Source organism: Bergeyella cardium (assembly GCF_003614945.1).
Taxonomy (GTDB): Bacteria; Bacteroidota; Bacteroidia; order Flavobacteriales; family Weeksellaceae; genus Bergeyella_A; species Bergeyella_A cardium.
This window is the reverse complement of sequence record NZ_QYCZ01000001.1, coordinates 1,005,668-1,030,792: the sequence shown is the minus strand read 5'-3', so window position 1 is coordinate 1,030,792 and position 25,125 is coordinate 1,005,668. Positions and strand designations below refer to the sequence as shown.

Annotated in this window: 19 protein-coding genes and 1 pseudogene; 6 read left to right on the top strand and 14 right to left on the bottom strand. The window is 40.3% G+C overall.

Annotated features, from left to right (window positions below; all coding sequences use genetic code 11):
• Nucleotides 1–98 precede the first annotated feature (98 nt).
• Both purF and purC read right to left on the bottom strand, forming a co-directional pair.
• Nucleotides 99–1,571: an amidophosphoribosyltransferase gene (purF, locus tag D8991_RS04725; RefSeq protein WP_120489020.1), complete on the bottom strand. Its 1,473-nt coding sequence runs from the start codon at nt 1,569–1,571 to the stop codon at nt 99–101.
• A 15-nt stretch (nt 1,572–1,586) separates the two neighbouring features.
• On the bottom strand, nt 1,587–2,306 hold the full coding sequence (purC, locus tag D8991_RS04720) for a phosphoribosylaminoimidazolesuccinocarboxamide synthase (protein ID WP_120489019.1): 720 nt from the start codon (nt 2,304–2,306) through the stop codon (nt 1,587–1,589).
• A 552-nt stretch (nt 2,307–2,858) separates the two neighbouring features.
• Between purC and ffh the strand changes: the two genes are divergently transcribed.
• On the top strand, nt 2,859–4,232 hold the full coding sequence (ffh, locus tag D8991_RS04715) for a signal recognition particle protein (protein WP_120489018.1): 1,374 nt from the start codon (nt 2,859–2,861) through the stop codon (nt 4,230–4,232).
• A 1,400-nt stretch (nt 4,233–5,632) separates the two neighbouring features.
• A pseudogene (locus D8991_RS09010) lies at nt 5,633–6,385 on the top strand (OmpA family protein); the annotation flags it as partial.
• Between the two features lie 242 nt (nt 6,386–6,627).
• Here the strand turns inward: D8991_RS09010 and D8991_RS04705 are convergent.
• From D8991_RS04705 to D8991_RS04680, 6 genes are all read right to left on the bottom strand, one after another.
• Entirely contained in the window at nt 6,628–8,754 is a 2,127-nt protein-coding gene (locus D8991_RS04705; RefSeq protein WP_120489016.1) for a M13 family metallopeptidase, read from the bottom strand.
• 57 nt (nt 8,755–8,811) lie between these two features.
• Nucleotides 8,812–10,959, bottom strand: a complete 2,148-nt coding sequence (locus tag D8991_RS04700) for an endonuclease MutS2 (protein WP_120489015.1) — start codon at nt 10,957–10,959, stop codon at nt 8,812–8,814.
• A 184-nt stretch (nt 10,960–11,143) separates the two neighbouring features.
• Nucleotides 11,144–11,737 carry a hypothetical protein gene (locus D8991_RS04695; protein WP_120489014.1) on the bottom strand — a complete coding sequence of 198 codons (594 nt, stop codon included), beginning with the start codon at nt 11,735–11,737 and terminating at the stop codon, nt 11,144–11,146.
• A gap of 51 nt (nt 11,738–11,788) precedes the next feature.
• Nucleotides 11,789–13,786, bottom strand: coding sequence for a S9 family peptidase (locus tag D8991_RS04690; protein WP_120489013.1), 1,998 nt, complete (start codon nt 13,784–13,786; stop codon nt 11,789–11,791).
• An 18-nt stretch (nt 13,787–13,804) separates the two neighbouring features.
• Nucleotides 13,805–14,149 carry a phage holin family protein gene (locus tag D8991_RS04685; RefSeq protein WP_120489012.1) on the bottom strand — a complete coding sequence of 115 codons (345 nt, stop codon included), beginning with the start codon at nt 14,147–14,149 and terminating at the stop codon, nt 13,805–13,807.
• Nucleotides 14,150–14,154: 5 nt separating this feature from the next.
• The gene (locus D8991_RS04680; protein WP_120489011.1) at nt 14,155–14,634 is read right to left on the bottom strand and encodes an Lrp/AsnC family transcriptional regulator; all 480 of its coding nucleotides are present in this window, start codon (nt 14,632–14,634) and stop codon (nt 14,155–14,157) included.
• 184 nt (nt 14,635–14,818) lie between these two features.
• On the opposite strand from D8991_RS04680, the gene D8991_RS04675 reads away from it, so the two are divergent.
• Both D8991_RS04675 and D8991_RS04670 read left to right on the top strand, forming a co-directional pair.
• A complete protein-coding gene (locus tag D8991_RS04675; protein WP_120489010.1) occupies nt 14,819–15,271 on the top strand; it encodes a low molecular weight protein-tyrosine-phosphatase in 453 nt (150 codons plus the stop codon).
• 39 nt (nt 15,272–15,310) lie between these two features.
• Complete coding sequence (locus tag D8991_RS04670; protein WP_120489009.1) at nt 15,311–15,877, top strand: YceI family protein; 567 nt, start codon at nt 15,311–15,313, stop codon at nt 15,875–15,877.
• Between the two features lie 71 nt (nt 15,878–15,948).
• Here the strand turns inward: D8991_RS04670 and D8991_RS04665 are convergent, their stop codons facing one another.
• The 5 genes from D8991_RS04665 to D8991_RS04645 form a co-directional block, all read right to left on the bottom strand.
• Nucleotides 15,949–16,593, bottom strand: coding sequence for an alpha/beta hydrolase (locus D8991_RS04665; protein WP_120489008.1), 645 nt, complete (start codon nt 16,591–16,593; stop codon nt 15,949–15,951).
• 67 nt (nt 16,594–16,660) lie between these two features.
• Nucleotides 16,661–18,805, bottom strand: a complete 2,145-nt coding sequence (locus tag D8991_RS04660; RefSeq protein WP_120489007.1) for a M3 family metallopeptidase — start codon at nt 18,803–18,805, stop codon at nt 16,661–16,663.
• A gap of 189 nt (nt 18,806–18,994) precedes the next feature.
• A complete protein-coding gene (locus D8991_RS04655; RefSeq protein WP_120489006.1) occupies nt 18,995–20,602 on the bottom strand; it encodes a CTP synthase in 1,608 nt (535 codons plus the stop codon).
• Between the two features lie 120 nt (nt 20,603–20,722).
• On the bottom strand, nt 20,723–22,168 hold the full coding sequence (locus D8991_RS04650) for an aminoacyl-histidine dipeptidase (protein WP_120489005.1): 1,446 nt from the start codon (nt 22,166–22,168) through the stop codon (nt 20,723–20,725).
• 19 nt (nt 22,169–22,187) lie between these two features.
• Nucleotides 22,188–22,844: a YceI family protein gene (locus tag D8991_RS04645; protein WP_120489698.1), complete on the bottom strand. Its 657-nt coding sequence runs from the start codon at nt 22,842–22,844 to the stop codon at nt 22,188–22,190.
• Nucleotides 22,845–22,893: 49 nt separating this feature from the next.
• On the opposite strand from D8991_RS04645, the gene D8991_RS04640 reads away from it, so the two are divergent.
• The gene (locus tag D8991_RS04640; protein ID WP_245957177.1) at nt 22,894–23,397 is read left to right on the top strand and encodes a hypothetical protein; all 504 of its coding nucleotides are present in this window, start codon (nt 22,894–22,896) and stop codon (nt 23,395–23,397) included.
• A gap of 144 nt (nt 23,398–23,541) precedes the next feature.
• On the opposite strand, the gene D8991_RS04635 is transcribed toward D8991_RS04640, so the two are convergent.
• The gene (locus D8991_RS04635; RefSeq protein ID WP_120489004.1) at nt 23,542–24,279 is read right to left on the bottom strand and encodes a hypothetical protein; all 738 of its coding nucleotides are present in this window, start codon (nt 24,277–24,279) and stop codon (nt 23,542–23,544) included.
• 142 nt (nt 24,280–24,421) lie between these two features.
• Here D8991_RS04635 and recO point away from each other — a divergent pair, with 142 nt between their 5' ends.
• Nucleotides 24,422–25,111 carry a DNA repair protein RecO gene (recO, locus tag D8991_RS04630; protein ID WP_120489003.1) on the top strand — a complete coding sequence of 230 codons (690 nt, stop codon included), beginning with the start codon at nt 24,422–24,424 and terminating at the stop codon, nt 25,109–25,111.
• The last annotated feature ends 14 nt before the right edge of the window (nt 25,112–25,125 follow it).

Genomic DNA, 25,125 nt, shown 5'->3' with positions numbered 1-25,125 from the left:
GGCACTGTTTTTTTATTATCATTTCGGGTATTTTCTAATTATTAACCAAAGTTCTCACTATTATGATTTAAACAGGAGAAATACCTGCTACCTAAAATTTACGGTGATTTCACGGGATAAATCTCTGTAAAGCATCCGAAGCAGTGGTCGGAGCTGCCGAGTATATCTTTTAGATTTTCCAAACTGAGAAAGTCTAATGAATCTACTCCCAGATAGTCTCTTAGCTCTTCGACACTCATATTTGCGGAGATGAGGTCATCTTTGGAGGGGGTATCTATCCCGAGAAAGCAAGGCGCTATAATGGGTGGAGACACGCTTCGGAAGTGTATTTCTTTTACGCCTGCATCTTTGAGGATTTTCACCAATCGTTTAGAGGTTGTTCCCCGTACGATAGAGTCATCGATAATTACGATTCTTTTGCCTTTAATTTCGGATACAATGGGGTTTAGCTTTAGATTAACGATTCTCTCCCTCATCTCTTGGGTAGGGACGATGAAGCTCCTCCCGATGTATCTGTTCTTAACCAAAACAGGGCTGAAAGGTATCCCCGATGCCTTTGAAAAACCAATAGCTGCAGGCACCCCCGAGTCCGGCACACCGATAACGATATCTGCTTCCACGGGGGACTGCTCCCAGATTTTCATCCCCGATTTTTCCCTTACTTCATACACATTAATATTCTCCAAAGTGGTGTCTGGTCGTGCAAAGTAGATGTATTCAAAAGCACAAATTCTATTGACGCAGTCGTCCTTTACCAAGTAAGACTTCAGCCCTTTCTCATCCGATGAAGTATAGATGATTTCGCCAGGGAGAATATCACGAACATAAGCCGCACCTACCGCATCTAATGCTGCCGACTCCGATGCTACTACGAAAGTTTTCTCATCCAATGCCCCCAGAACGAGTGGGCGAATACCATTAAAATCCCTAAATGCAAAGAACTTATTGCGGGTCATTCCCACTACCGAGAAAGCTCCTTCTATTCGTTCCATCGTGTGTTTAATCGCTCCACGAAGCCCCAAATCGAGGTTCTTCTGAATCAGCCTTAGGATAATCTCCGAGTCGGAAGTCGCTTTAAAGACTACACCTTCGGCTTCAAGTTCGGTGCGGAGCTGTTTAGCATTGGTAAGATTCCCATTGTGAGCGATGGAGAGGATGATTTGATCCCATTCATTCTTCGCAAAAAAAGGCTGATAATTATACTTCTTCTTATCGCCTGCGGTGGTATATCGAGTATGCCCGATAACAGAGTTGCCCATAAAGGTTTCAGGCTCATTGATGCCTTTAAAAACATCGAGAACGAGCCCTTCATCTTTAATATTAACGATATGCCCATTCTTGCTCACAGAAATACCACACGCCTCCTGACCTCGGTGCTGAAGAGCAAAGAGCCCAAACTGAGAGAGTGAGAAGGTATCCACCTCATTCTCGGAGTAGAGCCCAAAAATCCCGCACTCTTCATTCGGAGCATCTAATCTCTCCTCGTCTTTGGTTCGGAAAGTATTCCTGCCGTAGCTCTGTTTTTTGATTCGCTGGAGGTATTCTTTTTTGAAAACTTCTAAGTCTTTCATCTCTTTTTTTCTTGCTTATCCTAAAAGCGCTTTCAATCGGTGGTAGATTTCTACATAGGCTTCTGTAACATCGCCAAGGTCTCTTCGGAAGCGGTCTTTATCTAATTTTTTCAGTGTGTCTTTATCCCAAAGCCTGCAAGTATCTGGGGAGATTTCATCGGCGAGGATGATTTTCCCATCTGCCGTCTTCCCGAGCTCAATCTTGAAATCAACGAGGATAATATTGATTTTATCAAACAGCTCTTTGAGTGCATCATTGATTTTCCCTGCCAGAGCATACATCTCACCGAGCTCCTCATACGAAGCAGCACCTAAGAATACCGCGTGATGGTCATTGATGAGCGGGTCTCCAAGGGCGTCATCTTTATAGCAAATATCAAAGATGGTAACGGGGGATTTTATGCCTTCCTCCACGCCCAGTCGCTGTGCCATACTCCCCGCAGCATAGTTCCTCACCACAAATTCCAATGGAATAATGGAAACTTTCTTCACCAGCTGCTCCTTTTCATTCAATTGTTTGATGAAATGCGTAGGGATACCCTTAGTTTGCAAATACTCAAAAATAAGGGTAGTAATCGCATTGTTCATCTCGCCCTTCAGCTTTACTTGCCCTTTCTTCTGAGCGTTAAAAGCGGTGGCATCATCTTTAAAATAAACGATGATCTCCTCTGGGTTTTCAGTGGCATAAATCTGTTTGGCTTTGCCTTCATAAAGCATTTCTAATTTCTGGTTCATTTTTACTTTTTTAATGATGATTATATAAATTAACTTTTTCTCAATAGGATGAATAGAAAGACCGCACTGCCTCCCAAATGCTCTGCGAAAAACTTTTTAGAAGGTAAAATAAAGCGCTGGGTACGGTCATTATGCTATTTTTTTAAGGATTGATATTGAAAAGACCTTACAAAAACAGCCATCTGTATCTCTCCATACAGATAGCCTAAGTCTTTTGAGTGAAAATGATTTCTAATAACTCCTGTTATCATTTGGCAAAAGTAATTATTTCTTATCATATAATAAAACACTGCAACAGGTAATTATCCTGTCGTTATATGATGAGTACTTATCCTATTAGGACACCCAGACTACATTCCCAAACTTATTTTTGCCCCATTCTGACAGGTGAAGAAAGCTGGGGTGATGGATATCTGTTAATAATTATAGACTACATTTTTTAAGTAAAAATTTCAGGAGATACTTTATAAAAAAAGCCTTAGATGCTAAACTATTCCAATAAGGATTTTATTATATTTGCATTTAATTATTAAAAATTGTTAAAAAAGAAATATGTTTAATAGCTTACAAGATAAATTAGACAAGGCATTGCACAGCCTCTCAGGGAGGGGGAAGATTACCGAGATTAATGTAGCGGAAACCGTAAAGGAAATACGACGAGCACTCGTAGATGCCGATGTAAATTATAAAGTAGCAAAAGACCTTACGAAGAGGGTGCAGGATAAGGCAATCGGTCAGAATGTGCTGACCTCCCTTACGCCAGGGCAGCTGATGACGAAGATTGTGCACGATGAACTTGTAGAGCTGATGGGAGGCTCGCAGGAGGGCATCAACCTCTCAGGGAAGCCGAGCATTATCCTTATCGCAGGGCTTCAAGGTTCGGGAAAAACGACCTTCTCTGGCAAGCTCTCCAATTTCTTAAAGACAAAAAAATCAAAGAAACCTCTGCTCGTAGCTTGCGATGTGTATAGACCCGCAGCGATAGACCAGCTGAAAGTACTCGGTACCCAGACAGGCGTAGAGGTATACACTGAGGAGGGGAATAAAAATCCTGCCCTTATTGCAGAGAATGCAATTCATTATGCAAAATCCAACGGCTTTGATGTCGTAATAATAGATACGGCTGGTCGCCTCGCGGTAGATGAGGAGATGATGAACGAGATAAAGACCGTTCACCAGACCATTAAACCTCAGGAAACCCTCTTTGTAGTAGATTCTATGACGGGTCAGGATGCCGTAAATACCGCAAAAGCCTTTAATGATGTCCTTAACTTTGATGGGGTAGTCCTCACAAAATTAGATGGCGATACGAGAGGGGGGGCAGCGCTTACCATCCGTTCCGTAGTAGAAAAGCCGATTAAGTTTATCTCCACAGGTGAGAAAATGGAAGCTCTTGACCTCTTCTATCCAGAGCGAATGGCGGATAGAATCCTCGGAATGGGAGATGTGGTTTCCCTTGTAGAGAGAGCTCAGGAGCAGTTTGATGAAGAGGAAGCAAAGAAACTCCAAAAGAAAATTGCAAAGAATGAATTCGGCTTTGATGACTTCCTTAAACAAATCAACCAGATCAAGAAGATGGGGAATATGAAAGACCTTGTAGGAATGATACCAGGAGTAGGGAAAGCGGTGAAAGATATAGATATTAATGACGATGCCTTTAAGCATATAGAAGCGATTATTTATTCTATGACCCCAGAGGAGAGAAGGAAGCCTTCCATCATCAATACCCAAAGGAAAAACCGTATTGCCAAAGGATCCGGAAGAAAGTTGGAGGAAGTAAATCAGCTGATGAAGCAGTTTGACCAAATGGGAAAAGTAATGAAAATGATGCAGGGCCCACAAGGAAAACAAATGATGCAGATGATGAGCAAAATGGGCGGTAATATGCCTGGCTTGGGTGGTCTTGGGAAAATGTTCGGTAGATAAAAACTATATATAAAATGAAAAGGAAAGTAATTGTAGCAGGGGTTCTTTTAGGAATTTTCTCTACCACTGAGCTCTCGGCTCAAAAGTATTTAGGATTGAGTAATAGCAATTACTCAGGAGTCTATGGCGGGCAGTATAGCCCTGCAAAGGTTGCAGATAAGAAAGTGAGGTTGTCTGTAAATCTTATTAGTGTTAATGCAATGCTTGATAATGATTATTACAAGTTTACAGGTGTTGATAATTTTAAAGACTTAGGTCTTAATACACTTGGTCAGGGATTATCTTATGATGCTGGTCAGAAGAGGCTAAGTTTTGGTGTAATAGGGGAGGCATTAGCTCCATCTTTCCAGTTTACAGCAGGTGATAGATTGGGATTTGGTTTCAGTTCAAGAGTAAGAACTTTTGCACAGGGGGACAATATAAATTCTGATTTCATCAATGTTCTCAATAAAAATTTCAAAAATAATATTGCAATAAAGGATAATCAAGAATTTAATCTTAATGCTAATGGTATTTTAGATTTAGGAGTAAAGGGAGCTTATATTGTTGTAGATAATGATAAACTCAGACTATCATTAGGAGCGGCTCTTAAATATTATAGAGGATTAGCATACAATAGTTTTATCAGCAAGAGGTATGATTTAAACTATAATTTCAGTATTACAAATTCAACTATCAATTTTAATAATATAGATTGGGAATTTTATACAAATTTAGATAATGAAAATCTTGAAGAAACCCTTAGGAAACCTTTCTCTTCTCCTAATGCCGGAACAGGTTTTGGCGGGGATTTCGGTGCTGAATTAGAACTTAAAGGGAATAACGCAGAGAAGCCCTATGCTTTCAAATTTGGTATTGCGGTTAATGATATAGGTTCTATCAAGTATAAGAATCTTAACTTTATGTCTATAAAGGGCTCTGGTGTAAATATAGATGCGAGTAGTATTGACCTTTTAGATCTTATTTCTACGGCAGATTATTTACAATCTAAAGGGCTTAGCGTAGTAAGAACTACAAATAGAGAGCTTACAACCAGCCTGCCTACAAACTTAAATGTTTATGGAGATTATGCTATTACTAAGAAATTTTTCATAAGTGCTAATGCATCAATCAATGTAGTAAAAACCAATTCTACAAATCCTTATTATTATAATTTCGTAGGTGTTGCTCCGAGATTCGAAAGCAAATGGTTTGATGTTTCCGTGCCTTTATCCTATAATCTGATGAGTAAAGATTTCAAACCAGGTTTAGCCTTTAGAGTAGGACCTCTGTCCCTTGGCTCTGATGACCTTAAATTATTGTTTACAGAATCAAAAGGTGCTAATGCGTATTTAGGATTGCATTTTGAATTATTTAAAAAGCAGGCCAAAGCTATTGTGCCACCTGTAGAATCACCGATAGATTCTGATGGTGATGGTGTGTTTGATAAGGATGATCAATGCCCATATATAGCAGGACCAGTGGAGAACAACGGTTGTCCTTGGCCAGATACGGATGGCGATGGCGTACTCGATAAAGACGATGCTTGCCCAGATGTAGCAGGAGCTATTGAAAACAACGGCTGCCCTTGGTCAGATACAGACGGCGATGGCGTACTCGATAAAGATGATAAATGCCCTACCGTACCTGGTTTAGTAGAAAACTTCGGTTGCCCTAAAGCTCACGAAACTGTAGCTAAAGAAGTTACTCTTGCTCTGAAAGATATCTTGTTCAACTTTGGTAAAGCTACCATCAACCCAGAATCTAATAAGAAATTAGATACTGCAGCTAAGATTATCAAAGATTCTAAAGGAGGCACTTATCTTCTTGTGGGTCATACCGATAAAAAAGGTAACGAGGCTTACAACTTGAAACTTTCAAGAGAGCGAGCAGCAGCAGTAGTACAAGCTCTTGAAGAGAGAGGTGTACCAGCAGATCAATTAAAATCTAAAGGTATGGGCTCTAAAGAAGCTACTGTACCAGCAACAGCAAGTGATGCGGAACGACAAAAAGACAGAAGAGTAGAAGTTCTCCACATCACGGGAAGTGAGTGGGAAGCTCTATCCAAGTCAGATGTACCCGTAGCTAAGAAAAAAGTAACTACTTCTGCAAAAGGAAAAGCTTCTGCTAAGAAAGCACCGGTAAGGAAAGTTGCTCCTAAGAAGAAGAAATAATTTCTTTCATAACTATATTATTGATAAGGCTACTTAGAATTCTAAGTAGCCTTGTTTTGATTAAAAAAAGGAAATAATAGAAAGATTTATTATGGAAGGCTCCATTAGTTTGTATAAACTTATTACTAAATATAATTTTACTATAATTCACATTATGTTAAATAGTGTTTCTAAAAAAAGAAATGGGATAAAAAAAGTCCGCCCCACTACGGAGCGGACGAATATTTTAAAGAAATCGAGGCTTACCAGATTTTAATCCTGTCAGCAGGTTTTTTGTAGAGCTTATCGCCTTCCTTTACATCGAAGGCTTTGTACCACTCATCTACATTTACTATCGGTCCGAAGCTCCTGAAATAGCCAGGGGTGTGCGGATCGGTCTTTACTTGGTTCATCATATATTTCTCAGTAGATTTTGTGCGCCATACGGTTGCCCAGCTCATAAAGAAGCGCTGGCTCTGAGTAAATCCATTGATTTTCCCTACCTCGCCATTATCTTTGAGGTACATTTTCAGTGCATCAATTCCGATAGCTACGCCACCGAGGTCAGCGATATTTTCTCCACTGGTGAATGTCCCGTTCACGAAGTGCCCTTTCACAGGTTCGTAGCTGCTGTACTGGTCGGCGAGCTGTTTTACTTTTGCATCGAAGTTCTTTCGGTCGGTATCCGTCCACCAGTTGTTGAGGTTTCCATTGCCGTCAAATCTTGCTCCTCCATCATCAAATCCGTGAGAGATTTCGTGCCCGATAACGGCTCCTATGCCTCCGAAATTAACCGCTGGGTCTGCCTTGAAATCGAAGAAAGGCGCTTGCAAAATAGCTGCTGGGAAGACGATTTCATTATTCGTAGCGCTGTAATAAGCGTTTACGGTCTGCGGTGTCATTCCCCATTTAGACCTATCCACTGGCTTGTTGAGGTCTTCTTTTAGCATTCGCTGGAATCTCCATTCTGAGACTTTTTTTAGCATCGTGTAGAGGGATTCCCCTTTTTGTATATGGAGGTCGGAATAATCCTTCCACTTATCTGGATAGGCTACTTTTACGGTGAATTTGCTGAGCTTGTCAAGTGCTTTTACTTTGGTTTCGCTGGACATCCAGTCGAGGTTAGAGATGTGCTGTTTATAAGATTTCAGCAAGTAGCTGATGAGCACTTCCATCTCTGCCTTAGCCTCCGCAGGGAAGTATTGGTCTACATAGAGCTTGCCGAATGCCTCACCGAGTACGCCATTGATAAGCGAGAGTGCTCTTTTATTCCTCGCCCTTTGCTCCTGCTGCCCCTGCATTGTTTTTCCATAGAAATCAAAGGAGATTTTGTCCATCTTCTCATCAAGCTCGGACGCTGCCCCTGAAATTAATCTAAGTTTTAAATAATCTTTAAGAAGAGGGAGGTTTTTTTGATTGATGAAAGCATCAAAGCTCTCATAGAATCTTTGCTCACCTACAATGGCGATATTGATATCTGCACCCGATGCTTTGAGGTATGCAGGCAAATTGATGTTTTTAGAAAGAGTAGCGAGCTCATCCATTGTTTTAGGATTGTAGCGTTTGTTGGCATCTCTCCCCTCTTCATTGGTGAGGAGTTTTTTAGCGACGGACTTCTCAAAGGCTACGATTTTCTTCGCCGTATCATCTGCATTCTTATAACCCAATACAGTGAGGAGCTGGCTTACGAAATGGGTATAGTTTGCGATCACCTCATCATTTGCTTTGCTCTCTTTTTGGTAATAATCTTTACCAATTCCGAGCCTTGGAGCACCGATATACACGGCATTCATCTTTGAGTTTTTGAGGTCAGAATATACCCCCCAGCCAAAGAGTGGATTATCACCAGACTGTACCGCTTTGGAGAGGTAGCTCTGCAAATCTTTTAGATTTTTAATAGCGTCTATCTTCGCTAAATCTGCCTTTACAGGATTTAATCCCTCTTGGTTCCTCTTGCTCATATCCATATATGCCTCGTAGAGGTTTTGGATTTTTTCTCCTTCGGAGCCTGCCTCATATTTTGTTTTAAGTAGATTGTTGAGGATTTTCATACAATCTTCATCGGTCTTCTCTCTGAGTTCATTAAAGCTACCCCAAGAGGCTTTATCAGCTGGGATAACGGCATTTTTCATCCAACCGCCATTAACGAAGCTATAGAAATCATCCTGCGGGCGAACGGAAGTGTCCATATACGCAGGGTTGATACCATCGTACTTCTCTGTATCTTTAGCAGAGCAGCATTGGTTGTCTTTGGATTTACAGGTTTTATTCTCCTTAGCACATTCTGTTTTGCAGTTGGCGTGGAGATTCTTTCCTTTTTTACTTGCAGCACAGCTGGTCATCGCAACGATGCCAGAGAGCGCCATTAAATGGATTAGAGTCTTTTTCATTATAAAGAATTTTTATTTTTTGAATGCGTAAATGTAGGAAAAAACTGAGATGTAGCCTTAGATCCTCTCCAATTCATCGGTGTTTATCGTGGTTTTGAAATTCCCATAATTGATAATCGCCTTGTTTTTGGAGATTTTCTCTATCGTACCTACACTTGTACCTCCGATAATTCTCACGCGCTGACCTTCCTTTAGCCAGAGCTTCCGCTCTTCTCGCTTTTTCTCTTCGAGTTTCTCGTTGGTTTCGGCTATTTTCTCTATTATATCTTGCCTTTTCAGCTGTTGGGTAATTTTTCTTTTGATGATTTGTAAGCGCTTCGTCTCGTCTTTATCCGCTCCGAGTTTCCGGTATTTCTCCTGCTCGAGGAGTTTGATGAAATCTTTAACCACTTCCTTCCGTGCTTTTCCCTTGATGTAAGAATCGATAAATGCCTCTACCCTATTCCCAAACTGAAGTTTTCTATGCTCCTCTTCGTAGAGTTTCTGGAAATTGTAGAGCTTCTGCTCGAGCTGCTGATTGAGTCGCTGCAAATTCTCCCGCTTATCGGCTACGGATTCTTTCTTTTCTGCTAAATCGGTTTTGAGCTTTTCTACTTCGTACTTCTCCTGCTGGAGTTTTACGATGGTTTTATCGAGATTTACCACATCTTTCTCCACTTTTTTCTGAGCAGATTTAATGATGAACCTCGGTATCCTGTTCTTCTCCGCTACTTCAAAAGTGAAGGAGCTACCCGCCTGCCCTATTTCCAATTTATAAAGCGGCTCGAGGCTGTCTTCATCAAAGAGCATAGCGGCATTTTGCGCTGCTGATAGCTGCTCTACTCTTAGTTTGATATTGGTGTAATGAGTGGTAATGATGGCAAAGCTCCTCTTCTCGTAGAAAAACTCGAGGAAACTCTCGGCAAGTGCTCCACCGAGCTCGGGGTCTGAGCCTGTACCAAATTCATCAATGAGGAGTAATGATTGTGCGCTTGCTCTGCGAATCATCCCAGACATTTTTTTCAATCGAGAGGAATAGGTGGAAAGGTGGTTTTCTATGGATTGATTATCTCCGATATCGGTCATTATATTATCAAAGAAAAACATCTCCGATTTGGGATGTACGGGCACCAAAATCCCCGATTGTATCATCAGCTGGAGGAGCCCAACTGTCTTTAAAGTAATGGACTTACCGCCTGCATTGGGTCCAGAGATGCAGATGATTCTGCTGTGCTCGGTAAGGGTGAGGCTCTGCGGATAGATCGGCTTGTTTTCCTCATTATTCCGAATCCAGAGCCGTGGGTGGAAGGCGTTTATCAGCCTGAGCGTAGGGTGCTTATTAATCTTCGGAAGTACGCCGTGTATCTTCTCGGCAAACTTCGCTTTGGCGCGGGTGAGGTCAAGGTCAAAAATATACTGCTGGTAGGCACTCAGCTCGGGCTGAAACTTGCTAAGCTCAGCGGTGAGCTTTCGTAGGATTCTGTCAATCTCTTTTTTTTCTTCCTCTTGGCTTTCCCTTAGTTTGAAATAAGGTTTTATTACGCTCTCGGGCTGTATGTAGGTGATGGAACCTGTTTTTGAGATACCCAACACACGCCCCGCAACCCTCTTCTTAAAAGTAGATTTCACGGCGAGCACCCTCTGGTCTTCAATTATACTCTCGCGGATATCGTCTAAAAAATCTTGCTGTGCATAAGTGCTAAGCGTCCTATTAAAGTGCTCATCTATGCTCTTCCTCGCCTGCCCTATTTCCATTCGGAGGGTTTTTAAGACTTCTGATGCTTCAGATTTTACCTCTCCAAATCGGTTGAAGACCTTATCTACCTTATCTATAATCTCCTTTCGGAAGATGAGTTGCTGGACTTCATTATTTAATGTGGGGAAAGTTTCAGCAAGCGTTGGAAAGAATTTTTGTAACCTACCCACCTGCTCGGAAATGCTCTTAATCCGTATGAAGGCTTTATTTTCAAGGCGAAAGTTTTCAATCATCATCAGCTTGAGATCTGCCTCTATATCCTCATACTCATTAAAAGGGATCGCATTTGAACTTTCAAAACTCGTAAGGAATTCTGAAGTTTTCTTCAGCGCTACCTCTGCTTTTTCTTGTGGCATTGGTGCTAAATTCATTATTTGCTCTGCCGTTTTTGGGGAATAGGCAAAAGGCGCTACCTCCGAAAGTAATTCGGGAAACTCCAGCTCTTGTAAATCTGTCTTATCTATTTTCACGGAAACAAAAGTAGTAATTCTTGATGGTAGGGTTTAGGTAGTAAAGTTTAGAAATACTATGAATTATTGTGTTTTAGCTATTGGATAGAGGCTAATTGGTCCTCTTTCGCATTACAATCCCACTTCTTTGCATTACAATCTCATTTATTTACATTGCAATAAATGTTTTCTTTGCTTTCACATATTAATCTTCGTATTCATAAATGGTTTCGGATGCTATAAAATCAATTTTATAAGCCTTTCCGTCAGGGACTAGGATGACTTCATTGGTGCTTTTATAACCTTCTACGAAATCTATATCTACTCGATACTTGGTAGGAGCTAAGCGCTTTATACTTACAGATTTTAATTTACTAATCCCCGTTTCCATTTCACTTGGGTTACCTAAGAAGTAATATTCCTCATTATCAAGATCATAGATCCCCCCCCAAGTGGATTTATATTTTTTTAAAGCCTGACGAAGCTCTCTATCGGTCATATTAGAAGGCCCGAAGATCTCCATCTTATCTTTCATAAAGCGGAGGAAGCGCTTGGTACAGACTTTTTCTTGATTTGGAAAGCAATATTTTGATGAATTTTTGCATTTGAAAATACTTTTTAGCCATTCTTCTCCGCTTATCTGTGGCGAGGTAGAAAGCCCAATGTTTTGAATATCAACAGATGCTTTCTCCGCAGGACAAGTAGCATAATCGGAGGTTTTAGAGATCAGGCCTGCTGATGTTTCAGCATTTTTTTCAATAGAATGAGCACCGAAAACCATTGCCGAAGCAAGGAACATTAAAATTGAAATCTTTTTTATAATTATTTATTTTAATCTAGTAGCTGATATTTACAAAGTCTCTTTTAGCCAAGAGAAAAATTCGCGTTGCCAAAGGATACCGTTCTGAGGTTTGAGTACCCAATGGTTCTCGTTGGGGAAGTAAAGGAATTTAGATTTTAATCCCTTCAGCCTTGCTGCTTGGAAGGCTCCCTGCCCCTGTTCATAAGGTACGCGATAGTCTATCCCGCCTTGGATAATCATTATCGGTTTATTCCATTTGGAGATAAAGTTGCTCGGATTGAAATCAGTAAACGACTTCGGAAGCGGCTGAGAGTAGAGGTTCCCTCCCAAATCCCAATCGGCAAACCAAAGTTCTTCAGTGGTGAGCGACCAAGATTTCATATCAAATAAACCGTTGTGAGAGATAAAGGTTTTAAATCTGTTTTCGTGAATCCCTGCGAGCATTAGCACAGAATAGCCTCCATAGCTCGCTCCCACAGCCCCTACTCTATCGCCATCTACATACGGGAGGGTTTTCGCATAATCTACAGCAGAGAGGTAGTCTCTCATTGGCTGGCCGCCCCAGTCTTTGGAGATATCCTCATTCCACTTTACTCCCCAGCCAGGCATTCCTCTTCGGTTAGGGGCGATGATGATGTATCCATTAGCTGCCATCAGAGCGAAATTCCATCTAATGCTGAAAAACTGGGTAACGGGAGACTGTGGGCCACCCTGACAATAAAGCAATGCAGGGTATTTCTTGTTCGGATCAAAGTTCGGTGGATAGTGGAACCATACCCCCATCTCCTTACCGTCAGTAGTTTTTACCATTTTAAGCTCAGATTTACCCTGAGAGAGCTTGGTATAAGTATCTTTATTCACAGCGGTAATCTGCTTCATAGCACCGTTTTTCAAATCTACGGAAAACAAGTCGGCATTATGATTAATATCTACCCTGCTGACCAAAAGCTGATTTTTATTGAGCGCATAGATTGCATTCACATCAAAATTTCCGTTGGTGATTTGCTTAATCTTTTTAGTCTGAATATCCAATGAGAAAAGCTGAACGCTTCCTTTCATTGCTGCGGTGAAGTAAATCATCTTTTCACTTGCAAAGAAGGCATTTCCACCTACAATTTCGTCCCAGTTTTCAGTAAGATTAATGACTTTGCCCGTAGCCCAGTTCATTATTTTGATGTCTTTTTTGTCGGATTCATAGCCATCATTCGCCATACTAAACCAGAGCAAATACTTCCCATCGGGAGAGAATTTAGGGTCTGTATCATAGCCTTTGTTAGTTTCGGTGAGGTTCTTTATTTCCCCCGAAGAAAGGCTATAGGAGAAAATATCTGTGTTGGTAGATTTGGCGTAATGAATGCCCTCCAGAGGTTTCATCACGAAGAGCAGATGTGAAGAATCTGGGCTCCAAAGGAAGTCTTCCTTTCCACCGAAAGGTCGCTGAGGAGAGTCCCAAGCCTTACCTTCGAGCAAGTCTTTAGCAGTATCTACCGATTGAGAAACTTCTACAACGAAGATATGGTTGTACTTGCCTTCATTAAAATAATCCCAATGCCTGTGATTGAGATCCGTATAAATATGACCCGAAGTTTTTTCAAGGTCAGAATGCTTGTCCTTACCCAAAAGTTTTTCTACCAAAACTTCTTTGCTGAAAGCAATTTTCTTTGCATCTGGGGAGATAATAATATGATCTACCTCTCCGATGGTGTAAAATTCTTCCCAAGAACTTCCCTTGTCTTTGGAGCGGTAAATCTTCCCGCCTTCCTGAGCATAAATTCCATTTTTATCCCATTGGATTAATGATTTTTTACCTAAATCTATCTTATGCGAAGCTCCTCCATTGAGAAGATTGAGAAAATAAATTTCCGACTTGGTTTTCTCGGTTTGGATATCGGTTTTGCTCAGTTTATAAATCAGTTCAGACTGAGATGGGGAAACGGTTTCTACACCTAATCTATTAAGACTCCAGAGGATTTCTGGTGTCATTACCTGCTGTGCATTCATCAGAAAAGGAGCTGCAAGAGCTACGATGCTATGTTTTAGTTTCATTTTTATTATTAAAGTTTTTTAATCATCTACAAAAATTCCATTGAGTATGGAGGTAAAAATCGATAGGAGAACGCTAAAAATAAACGCCGTTACGAAGCCATCAATCTTCATATTATCTATAAAATAATCTGCGATGAGGATGGTAACGGTATTGATGACAAGGGCAAATAGCCCAAGGCTAATAACAGTAAGCGGCATACTGATGATTTTGAGGATGGGCTTTATAAAGGTGTTGACAAGCCCTAAAACCACAGCGAAGATGATTGCGGTTTTAAATCCATCATTAAAGGCTACTCCTGACATAAAATAAGTAAGCCCATACGACACTCCCGCCGTGATGAGCAGGCGAATAATTAAGTTCATTTGTTCTATTCTTTTTCTTGGTTTGTTACTGGTATTCTGGTTTCGCTCTTTACTACAGAAAGTACAATTGAGCTGCTATAATTTCCGATATTCGGTAGCTCAGCAATGATTTTCATCATAAAATTATTGTAGTCATTAATATCTTTGGCAACTATTTTCATCATATAATCATACTGTCCAGAGAGGCGGATTACTTCCAATATCTGTTGTTTCTCGCTTGCTTTGGTTTCAAATTCACGGATTCTATCGATTGACTGCTCTTTAAGCGTTACATAGCAGTAAGACATAATGTTGTAGCCCAGAGCTTCTCTATCTACAACAGCTACATTTCTCAGGATAAGTCCACTTTTTTTAAGAGCTTTTATACGCTCATAAGTGGGTGTGAAAGACAGTCCTACCCTTTCTGATAATTCTTTTATAGGGGTAGAAAAATTTCTTTGTAAAATATCTAATATCTGTAAATCTATACTGTCTAATGTTTTCATAATTTACTAATATAGGGCACAAATATAGGTAAATATCACCTTTATAAGATAAGGCATTTTATTAAAGTTTATAATTGAAATCTTCATTTGCTAAATTGTAATTAAACTCACATTATCAGTATTAAGGGTGATTTTTTAGATAGAAATAAGTACTTTTGAGGGCAAAAATTAATACATCAGAAGAATGAAAATATTAATGGTATGCTTAGGAAATATCTGCCGAAGTCCGCTTGCAGAAGGGATATTAAAATCTAAACTCCCTGAAAATTTTATAGTAGATTCGGCTGGTACAAGTGCCTTTCACAAAGGGGAAATACCTGATGAAAGAGCAATATCTATAGCAAAAGAACAGGGAATCGATATATCTAATCAACGCTCAAGACCATTGCAAATATGGGATTTTGATGAGTTTGATAGAATCTACTGTATGGACAAGAGCAACCTTAGTAATGTTCTTTCAATGGCTGAGAATGATAGGCAGAAGGAGAAGGTCTCATTGATTTTAGATATACTGGAAGATAGTATTAGCGAAGTTCCAGACCCATATTATAGCGGTAAAGAAGGCTTTGAAAAGGTATATCAACTCCTCGATAGAGCTTGTACGGCAATAGCCAGCGATCTTTTATCAGAATCATAAAAAGGCTGTATATTTGCATCAGTTTAAAATTAAAAATCAATGAAAAAAATAGCATTAGGCTTAGTATTAGTAAGCACACTGGCATTTGGTCAGTCAAAAAAAGTAACATCATCTAATGTACATTGGTGGGGGTATAAGGTAATGAAATCCGAAGGCTCTTCTCACGATGGTACAGTAGATGTAAAATCAGGATTTGTAACCTTGAAAAAAAATCAAGTAGTGGGCGGTACTTTTGTATTGGATATGACGAGCATCAATGCTGTAGATGTAACGGGAAATATGCAAACAAAACTTAATGCACACCTAAAAGATGGAGACTTCTTCGAAGTAGATAAGTACCCAACTGCAACCTTTCAGATTACATCCGTAAAGAAAAATAAAAGCACGGACTTTACCCATACCATCAGTGGAAAACTGACTGTAAAAGGTAAAACCAATACCATCTCTTTCCCTGCAATGATTTCGGTAGATAATGGTGAAGTAAAGATAAAGTCTAATAAATTCAGCTTTGACAGACAGAAATTTGATATCACTTATAAATCATCAATGAAAGATTTAGTGATAAAAGATGAAGTGGATATGACGGTAGAGCTTACCGCAAAGTAATCTCTCCAAACTAAAAGAAAACAGCTGCTCTGATGAGCAGCTGTTCTTTTTATATTTAATAATAAAGTCTTTTAAGGGGACAAAACCTCCCTTAAAATCCTCGAAACTTCGGCAGAATGAGTTAGTGGGAAGAGATGAGTACCATTCCGTATAATATAGTCGGGGCTACAATTTTTGAGTGGAAACACGATGTCTTTATCGCCCATTATCTGCACTACGCCTTTGGTTTCTTCGCTTTGCCATTCGGTTATTTTCTCCATAGACCATTTCAGGTAGTAGGCATTTCGCACTCGGAAATATTCGAGGAGTTTTGGGTTTTTCGGCTCAATCATCTTTCGCAGGTAGGAATAAGTGAGAATCGCCTTTTCGCCGAAAGCCGACTCGGGCAAGAGCTTTGGTATTTTGGTTAGCATCCCTGCTTTTATGAGTTTTGATTTTTCCTTATCCGAGCGGATGCTCCCAAGGATAACGACCTTCTCGGCGGGCTTCAGTTTATTGATTTCCTGAGCCACGATACCCCCAAACGAGTAGCCCAAAAGGTAAAACGGCTCAGAGGTATCAATTTTCTCTGCCATTCGACCGATATAATGATAAAAATCCTCCTCCCTCTCGGGAATGAGCCAGTCTATATGTATGGGCTTTATGTTTTCATTAAATTTTATTCGGCTGAATACTTTGGCATCTGCCCCTAAACCGCTGATGATGTATAAATTCATAATTTAATAATTAATAAGCGAAGAAAAAGAGCAGAATGAGATTCCTGCTCTTTTATTTAGATGAGAGTTATTTTATAAATCCTCTGCTTCGTAAGAGGGGCTTTATATCTGGGTCTCTCTCTGCGAAGTTTCGGTAAGCTTTGTTTAAGTCCATAGAATTCCCTACGGAGAGAATGTATTTTCTGAATCTGTCACCATTTTCTCTTGTGAGGAGACCGTGCTGCTTTATCCATTCCCAAGCGTCCAAGTCCATTACTTCTGACCAAAGATAAGCATAGTATCCTGCAGAATAGCCTCCTCCCCATATATGGGCAAAGTAAGGTGTGTGGTATCTCGGCGGTACAGCTTGAAGTGTAAACCCATTGGAGAGAAGTGTAGATTTTTCAAATTCCAAAGTAGGTTTCAGCTCCTGTTCAGAGGTAATGGTATGCCATGCCATATCTGTCATTGCAGCAGAAACCAATTCCGTAGTAGCATATCCTTGGTTAAAGGTTCTCGCTTTTAAAATTTTATCTATGAGTGATTGCGGAATAGGCTGCTTGGTCTCGTAGTGAATAGCGTAGTTTTTCAGTACTTCGGGTACAAGAGCAAAGTGTTCATTGATTTGAGATGGAAATTCTACAAAATCCCTCGGCACATTAGTTCCCGAAAGCGATGGATACTTCTGAGTAGCGAATATCCCGTGTATTGCATGACCAAATTCGTGAAAAATGGTTTCTACTTCATCAAAACTGATGAGCGATGGCTTCCCATCAGTTGGTTTTGCATAATTGTAGCAATTGGTAATTACGGGTTTGGTTCCCAAGAGATAAGACTGCTCCACAAAGTTATTCATCCAAGCTCCTCCCCTTTTGCTCTCCCGAGTATAGAAATCGAGGTAATACAACGCAAGTGAGCTCCCATCAGTATCAAAAACCTCATACACCACTACATCTGGATGATAAACTGGCAGGTCTGTTCTTTTCTTGAATGAAATCCCATAGAATTTATTTGCTGCATAGAAAACACCTTTTTCCAATACAGTAAAAATTTCAAAATAGGGTTTTGTTTCGGATTCATCGAGGTCAAATTTTGCTTTTCTCACTTTCTCTGCATAGAAATTCCAGTCCCAAACCTCTATTTTAAAGCCTCCTTTTTCTGCATCTATGAGCTTTTGAATTTCAGCCTGCTCTTTTTTGGTTGCTTCTACGGCGGGTTTAGCTATTTGCTTCATTAGTTGAGTAGCGGCTGCTGGAGTTTTAGCCATCTGATCTTGAAGTTTCCATTCGGCAAAGGATTTTTTACCGAGTAGATTAGCTTTTTTCAGTCTAAGGGCTGCGAGTTTTTCCACTACTTCTCGGGTATCTGCACTGTCGCCCTTCTCTGCTCTAAGCCAAGAGGCTTTAAAGAGTTTTTCTCTTGTCTTCCGATTATTTAAGCTGGAAAGCAGTGGTTGTTGAGTAGTATTTTGCAAGCTAAGGAGATAACCTTGATGCCCTGCTTTTTTTGCGGCATTTGCTGCTGCAGAGATTTGATCTTGGCTCAATCCGTCCAGTTCTTTTACATCAGAAATGAGAAGTGCACCATTTTTCCTTGCTTCCAAAAGTTTAGAATCAAACTGCGTAGAGAGCGTAGCGAGTTCTTGATTAATATTCTTTAGCTCCTCTTTAGCTTCAGTTGAAAGCCCAGCACCTGCAATTTCAAAATTTTGAAGATAAACTTCCAAAAGCCTTTTGCTTTCAGCATCTAGACCTTGTGGGCTAATGGATTTTATCCTTTTATAGAGGTTTTCATTGAGATAAATCTTGTCGTTATGAGCCGCAAAAATACTCGCATACTCTTCCTCTAACGCTTGAAGTTCAGGGTTGGTATCTGCACTTGTAAGGTTGCCAAAAATAATCTGTGCCCTTTTCAGTACCTCACCACTTTTTTCCAATGCTTCCAGTGTATTGGCAAATGTAGCAGGCTGTGGATTATCAGCGATGGATTGTATTTCCAAATTGTGCTGTTTCAATCCAAAATCAAATGCAGGCCTGAAATGTTCAGTTTTGATTTTATCAAATTCAGGTGCTTCAAATTGAAGCGAACTCTTCCTCATCAGAGGGTTTTCACTTTGTTTCGATTCTTGTGTAGCAGTCATTTTATCCGTTTTAGTTTTAGCTGTTTTTGAGGTGGTAGCGCAGGAGTTAAAGAAAAGAGCGGCAACCAGTACAGCAGGAGTAATACCTTTCATAGCGATAAATATTTAATGTTGATTAGCAAATATATAAAACTACTTTTTTATAGCCAAAAGATAAAAATCCACATAGAAGTAACTGAAATTTTATATTTTTTATCAATATTTCATTTTTGCTTTGAAAGTAGTGGACAAATCTTCATCAATCAAGAAAATCACCTCTGAGGAGGCGATTTTCTTATGTTTCTAGTCTTTTATAGCGGCTTTTATCAATGCCTTGAAGAGGGGGTGAGGCTTTTCTACGGTGCTTTTGTACTCTGGGTGATACTGCACCCCGATGTAGAACGGATGCTCTTTCAGCTCGATGGTTTCGGCCAGTTCGGTGTCTGGATTGGTTCCTGAGAGCATCATTCCGTGCTTCTCGAAGGCGGACTGGTATTCGGAATTAAACTCATATCTATGTCTGTGCCTTTCGGAGATGTCTTTTGTGCCGTAGATTTCTGAAAGTCGGGAGCTGGGTTTTAGCTTGCACTTCCAAGCACCGAGCCGCATAGTTCCGCCTTTATCGATCACATTTTTCTGCTCTTCCATTATGGAGATTACGGGCTCTGGGGTGGAGACATCAAACTCCATAGAATTGGCGGCGCTTAGTCCGAGTACATTTCGGGCAAACTCTATCGTCATAATCTGCATACCGAGGCAGATGCCGAGCAGCGGGATATTGTGGGTTCTTGCAAACTGTGCGGCAACGACTTTTCCTTCTATTCCCCTGTCTCCAAAACCTGGTGCTATGAGCATTCCGTCGATTCCTTTAAAGATTTCTGAGGCATTTTCTTTTGTAATGTCTCCGCTGTAGATCCACCTGAGTTTCACTTCGGTTTCTAAGTCGGCTCCTGCATGAATAAAGGCTTCCGCGATAGATTTATAGGAGTCTTGGAGGCTTACATACTTGCCCACGAGAGCTATTTCTACGGCTTTTTTAGGGTTCTTATACTTTTTGAGGAAGGTATTCCAGTCTCTGAGGTCTGCCTTTTTATCGGATTTAAGCCCCAGTTCCTTTAAAACTACATCATCAAAATTCTGTTTTTGTAGATAGACAGGCACTTCGTATATGGTGCTCATATCTTTACATTCTATCACATTCTCGAGGCCTACATTGCAGAATTGTGCGAGCTTCGCACGGATATCTTTGGTAAGTTCGTGCTCGGTACGGCAAACGAGGACATCCGCCATAATCCCGCTCTCCATAAGGGCGCGAACCGAGTGCTGAGAGGGTTTGGTTTTGAGCTCGCCGCTTGAAGCGAGGAAAGGCAGGAGGGTGAGATGGATGACCATTGAATTATTCTCGCCGAGCTCCCATTTGAGTTGGCGAACGGACTCTATATACGGCAGGGATTCTATATCTCCCACCGTGCCGCCAATCTCGGTGATGATGATGTCATAATCCTCCTTTGCGAGGATAGTGATTCGCCTTTTGATTTCATTTGTAATGTGTGGGATGACCTGCACGGTTTTCCCGAGGAAGTCGCCTCTTCTTTCTTTTTCTATAACGGTTTGGTAGATTCTGCCCGTCGTTACATTATTATTCTGAGAAGTAGGCGAGTTTAAGAATCTCTCGTAGTGCCCAAGGTCTAGGTCGGTCTCGGCACCGTCTTCTGTTACATAACATTCTCCGTGTTCGTAGGGGTTTAGCGTACCTGGGTCTATGTTAATGTACGGATCGAGTTTTTGAATGGTAACTTTATAGCCTCTGGATTTTAGAAGTAAGCCGAGGGATGCAGAGACAATGCCCTTTCCCAAAGAAGAAGTAACACCTCCTGTTACAAAGATGTACTTTGTATTTTTTTTACTCATTAGATTAGGTTTGTGCAAAATTAAACGAAAATGCGCTACGGAGCAATTGTTTTTAATTGAATGTTAATAAAAAGAAATCTCCCGAAGGAAAGATTCCAAAGGAGATTTAATGCTCATTTCTTAGGCTTTTTTAGGGATATTCGCCAAGATATCTTTCAGGAAGCTCCAAAACTTCTGGGTAGAAGAGATGCTCGCTCTTTCGTCTGGCGAGTGGGCTCCTTTTATTGTAGGTCCGAAGCTCACCATTTCCATTTTAGGATAATTTGCCCCGATAATGCCACATTCTAAACCTGCGTGGCACGCCACTACTTGAGGCAAACTTCCGAACTTCTCCTCATAGATGGATTTCATTAGTTTGATAATCTCTGCGTCTGGCTTTGGTTTCCATCCAGGATAGGAGCCTGTAAATTCTACTTCCAAGCCTCCCAATTCAAATGTGGCTTTGAGCTGATTGGCGGTGTCATATTTAGAAGAATCTACCGAAGAGCGCGTAAGGTTTAAGATTTTTAATTTACCCTCATTGAGCTCTACTCTTGCAATATTATTAGATGCTTCTACAAGATCTGGAACATCGGGAGACATTCGGTAAACTCCATTATGTGCGGATTTTAATACTCGGATAATCTTTTGAGAATCCTCAGCCGAAAGGGCTTGCAATGCCGATTGAGTTTTCTCAATTTCTATGCTTAAGTCCTTTTCCAGAGATGAAAATTCTTCTAAGATTTCAAGTTTTAATTCATTGATTTTTTGGATAAACTCTGCTGCATTAGAAACTGAAAGAACAGCTACGGCTTCTCTTGGGATCGCATTTCGGAGACCTCCCCCATCAATGGAAATAAGCTGTATAGCTCCTGCTTCTAAGCCTTTGAAAAGCAATCTGCCGAGAATGACATTGGCATTTCCTAACCCTTTGTGGATATCCATCCCAGAATGGCCGCCTTGTAAGCCCTTGATGCTGATTGTTACTATTTCACCTATTGAGGCAAATGTTTTATAGGTCTGGAAAGCGGTAACATCTACTCCACCTGCACAACCGATGTCTATTTCATCGTCTTCTTCTGTGTCGAGATTTAAGAGGATTTCTCCTTTGAGCACATTCGGTTTAAGGTTAATTGCACCTGTCATTCCTGTTTCTTCATCTATGGTAAAAAGGGCTTCCAGCTCTGGGTGAGCGATGTCTTTAGCCTCGAGGATAGCCATCATTGCAGCTACACCAAGCCCGTTATCTGCTCCGAGGGTCGTCCCCTTTGCACGAACCCAATCTCCATCTATGAACATTTGTATCCCTTGAGTTTCAAAGTCAAAATCTACATCGGCATTCTTCTGGCAGACCATATCGATATGAGATTGGAGGACGATTGGAGTTCTGTCTTCCATCCCTTGAGTTGCTGGCTTTCTGATGATAATATTTCCGACTTCATCTACGGTAGTTGGCAATCCTAAACGCTCACCGAAATTCTTGATAAACGCTATTACTTTCTCTTCTTTCTTGGAAGGGCGAGGTACTTCATTAAGCGCAGAAAAATTATTCCAGATTTCTTTTGGTTCAATTCCTATTAAACTCATAATTATCTATTTTTTTTGTTTATTTCTTAGGTGCTTTTATGGCGATTTGTATTTCCATTACATCTTTTATTATCTGATCTTTTGCGGGCGACTGAAAACTTACTCCAAAGTCTTTCCTATTAATTTCGGTAGGCTCAGAGTAAATGGATACCGAGCTTTCATCAATGATGATATTTGCCTTTAAACTGACAGGTTTTGTAATTCCTTTTATAGTCATCTTCCCTTCGAGTATGGTATTATAGTCTCCACCTTCAGTTGGCGTTAGTTTAGTGATTTCATAAGTCGCTGTGCTGAATTTTTCCACCGCAAAGAAATCATCGGATTTCAAATGAGCCTCCAGCTGTGCTTTACCCTCTTCATCTGTAATGAGATCTGTGTTTTTCAGCGTCTTCATATTTGCACTGAATACACCTCCCTTTACTTTATTATCCTTAAATTTTATCTCTCCTTCTAAGAATTTAAGCGTACCAAAATGGCTCATATTATCGGTTTTGAAAACCTTAAATCCCTTCCACTCTATTGCAGAGGTAGCTGTATCTATCGCAAGGTGCTCAACAGAGGCAGTATCGGTAAGATTATCTTCTGATTTCTCGGTGAGAATTTGTTCCTTTTTGCAGGAAATTAAGCTCATAAAAAATATACCCAAAGCGGTAGGAATAAATATTTTTCTCTTCATTGATAACTCGTTTCTATGGTGATTGATTTTAGTATAAAAATTTTGTGTAATGATACAAAAAATATTTATCATTGCAAAAAATAATAGAATGAGAAAACCTCTTGCTTTTCTGTTTATTTTACTTGCAAGCCTCTCTGCTCAGGCACAATCTTCCAGACTTGATGAGTTGCTCTCCATACTTGAAGCTAAAAAAGGTCTCCGTATAGCTAAAACTGATGTAAACATTAGCGATAAAAAATTCGTCCTCATAAAAGACTTTGATGAGTATACAGAACGAAATTTTATCATCTTAAAAGGTAATTTGGTAACAATGGTAGAGGTTTTTGATGATAAAAAAACTGGAGAAACTACCTCTAAAATCTTTACTGGTGATATGGTAAGGACAAATAAAAATCTAATCTCTATAAGGCTGGATAAGCAAGAATCCAAACCACTATCTGTCCCCCTCACCAAAGCTCTCCTACTGGCTGAGCAAAAGCAAATCCTCTACCTTCTCGATCTCAATACAAAAGAGCGATGGATAGACGAATCCTCACTTACTAAAAAGAATTAATTTTTTTAAATATTAAAATATACTGATAAGTCTTTCATTTATATTTGATGTCTAAAAAATTCACTAAAAAAATAGCATATATCATCTGGATATATGCTATAAATATTTGTTATACAGAGAGTAATCATCTCACCTGTTAAGATATTATTCCTCCGCCGAAGTTCGCGCCTTAGATTTATAGACTTGGAAGTTGAATACAAAACTTCGGTTTCGGTAGATATTATTCGGATAGTGGAGGTCTCTGGCGTAGGCCGCACGAGAAGGGACGATAATCACCCCTTGAAGATTGTAGGGCGCAGAATCTTCCTGGTCAAATGCTTGGAAATGCTTTAGCGCCTCTTTAAAGCCCTCGATTTCGTAATAGCTTCGTTGCTTTTGGATATCGCTGCTCGCCTTATCGAGCACAGATTTTTTCACATAATAATAGTAGGGGTCTTTATCGGGCGTGCCAAAATTATCTATGGTATTGATGAATGTACCCTCGGAGCCGTAGGACATCGTTCCATCGTCTTTTCTGCGAGAGAGGAAGGTCGTGGTTTTTGTCATTAAGTGGATTACATCCGTCTCGCCAATGGGAGTTCCGCTCGCTGGCTGTGCGCCTTGCCTTACGATATAAACTACGCCACTTGGAAGGGTTTGTGGGTTGAGGGCAGAGAGCTTGGTTTCATTATCATCTGAAGTATCTGTGGCGCTGAAAGCCTTGATGAGCCCTTGGGCATCGAGATAATGCTCGTCGAGATACTTAGCAATGGCTTGGTCATCATTTGCATTTTGCTCTGCAAGGGTTTCTACTTCTTTTGTGGTCTCTCTATCGTCATCATCTCTATTGCAAGACGCTAGACTGAGGGAAATTGCAAGGGTGCAAGCGAATATTCTTTTCATATTGGAGTTTTACGGATGCAAATATAAACAATCGGCTATCACTAGCAAAACCCTGATGAATATAGTACAAATGCAAGGATTTTTGCTGAGAAATGATAAAAAAAACTATTTTTGGAACCCTTAATTCAATTACCCCCCTCCGATGGAAATATGCACTGGATTTATGCTTTCGGCAATAAAGTATGGCGAGCAAGATGCTGTACTCAACTGCTTTACCAAAGAACAGGGCTTTATGAGCCTCTTTGTGAAGAATATCTATGCAAAGAAAAATAAGAAAAAGCCGTATCTAAGCCCATTAAATGAGCTGTATTTTAAGATAAATCATCAGCAGAAATCCAATGTTTTAAAGACGATTTCTTCGGTAGAGCCTTGCTGGATTTTAGATTGTAATGAAGATTTCAGCGCTATGTCCATCGTGCTTTTTGTTGCCGATTTTTTGAATATTATTCTAAAAAATGAAACGCCCTCCGACTATCTTTATGAGCAAATAAGCGAGCTGAGAACGAAAATAGAAGCCAAAGACCATCAGTGCCACCTTATTTTTATGATAAATTTTCTAAAAAACTTAGGTGCGAGCCCTTATATAAGCGAAGGCGATTTTCTCAACCCCGAAGAAGGGCGGTTTACAAATGCGATGTATAATAAATACTTCGGTGCAGAGATTTCTAGAATCTGGAAAGGGGTGTTGCAATCAGATATGCCGTATGATTTTTCTATCCCCTCTTCTGAGCGACGAAATTTACTCGAAAGTATTATCATTTATTATCAGCATCATATCCCGAACTTCCGAGAACCTGAATCATTAGATGTGGTAAAGCAGATTTTTGATTAAGAAATAAGCCCCAC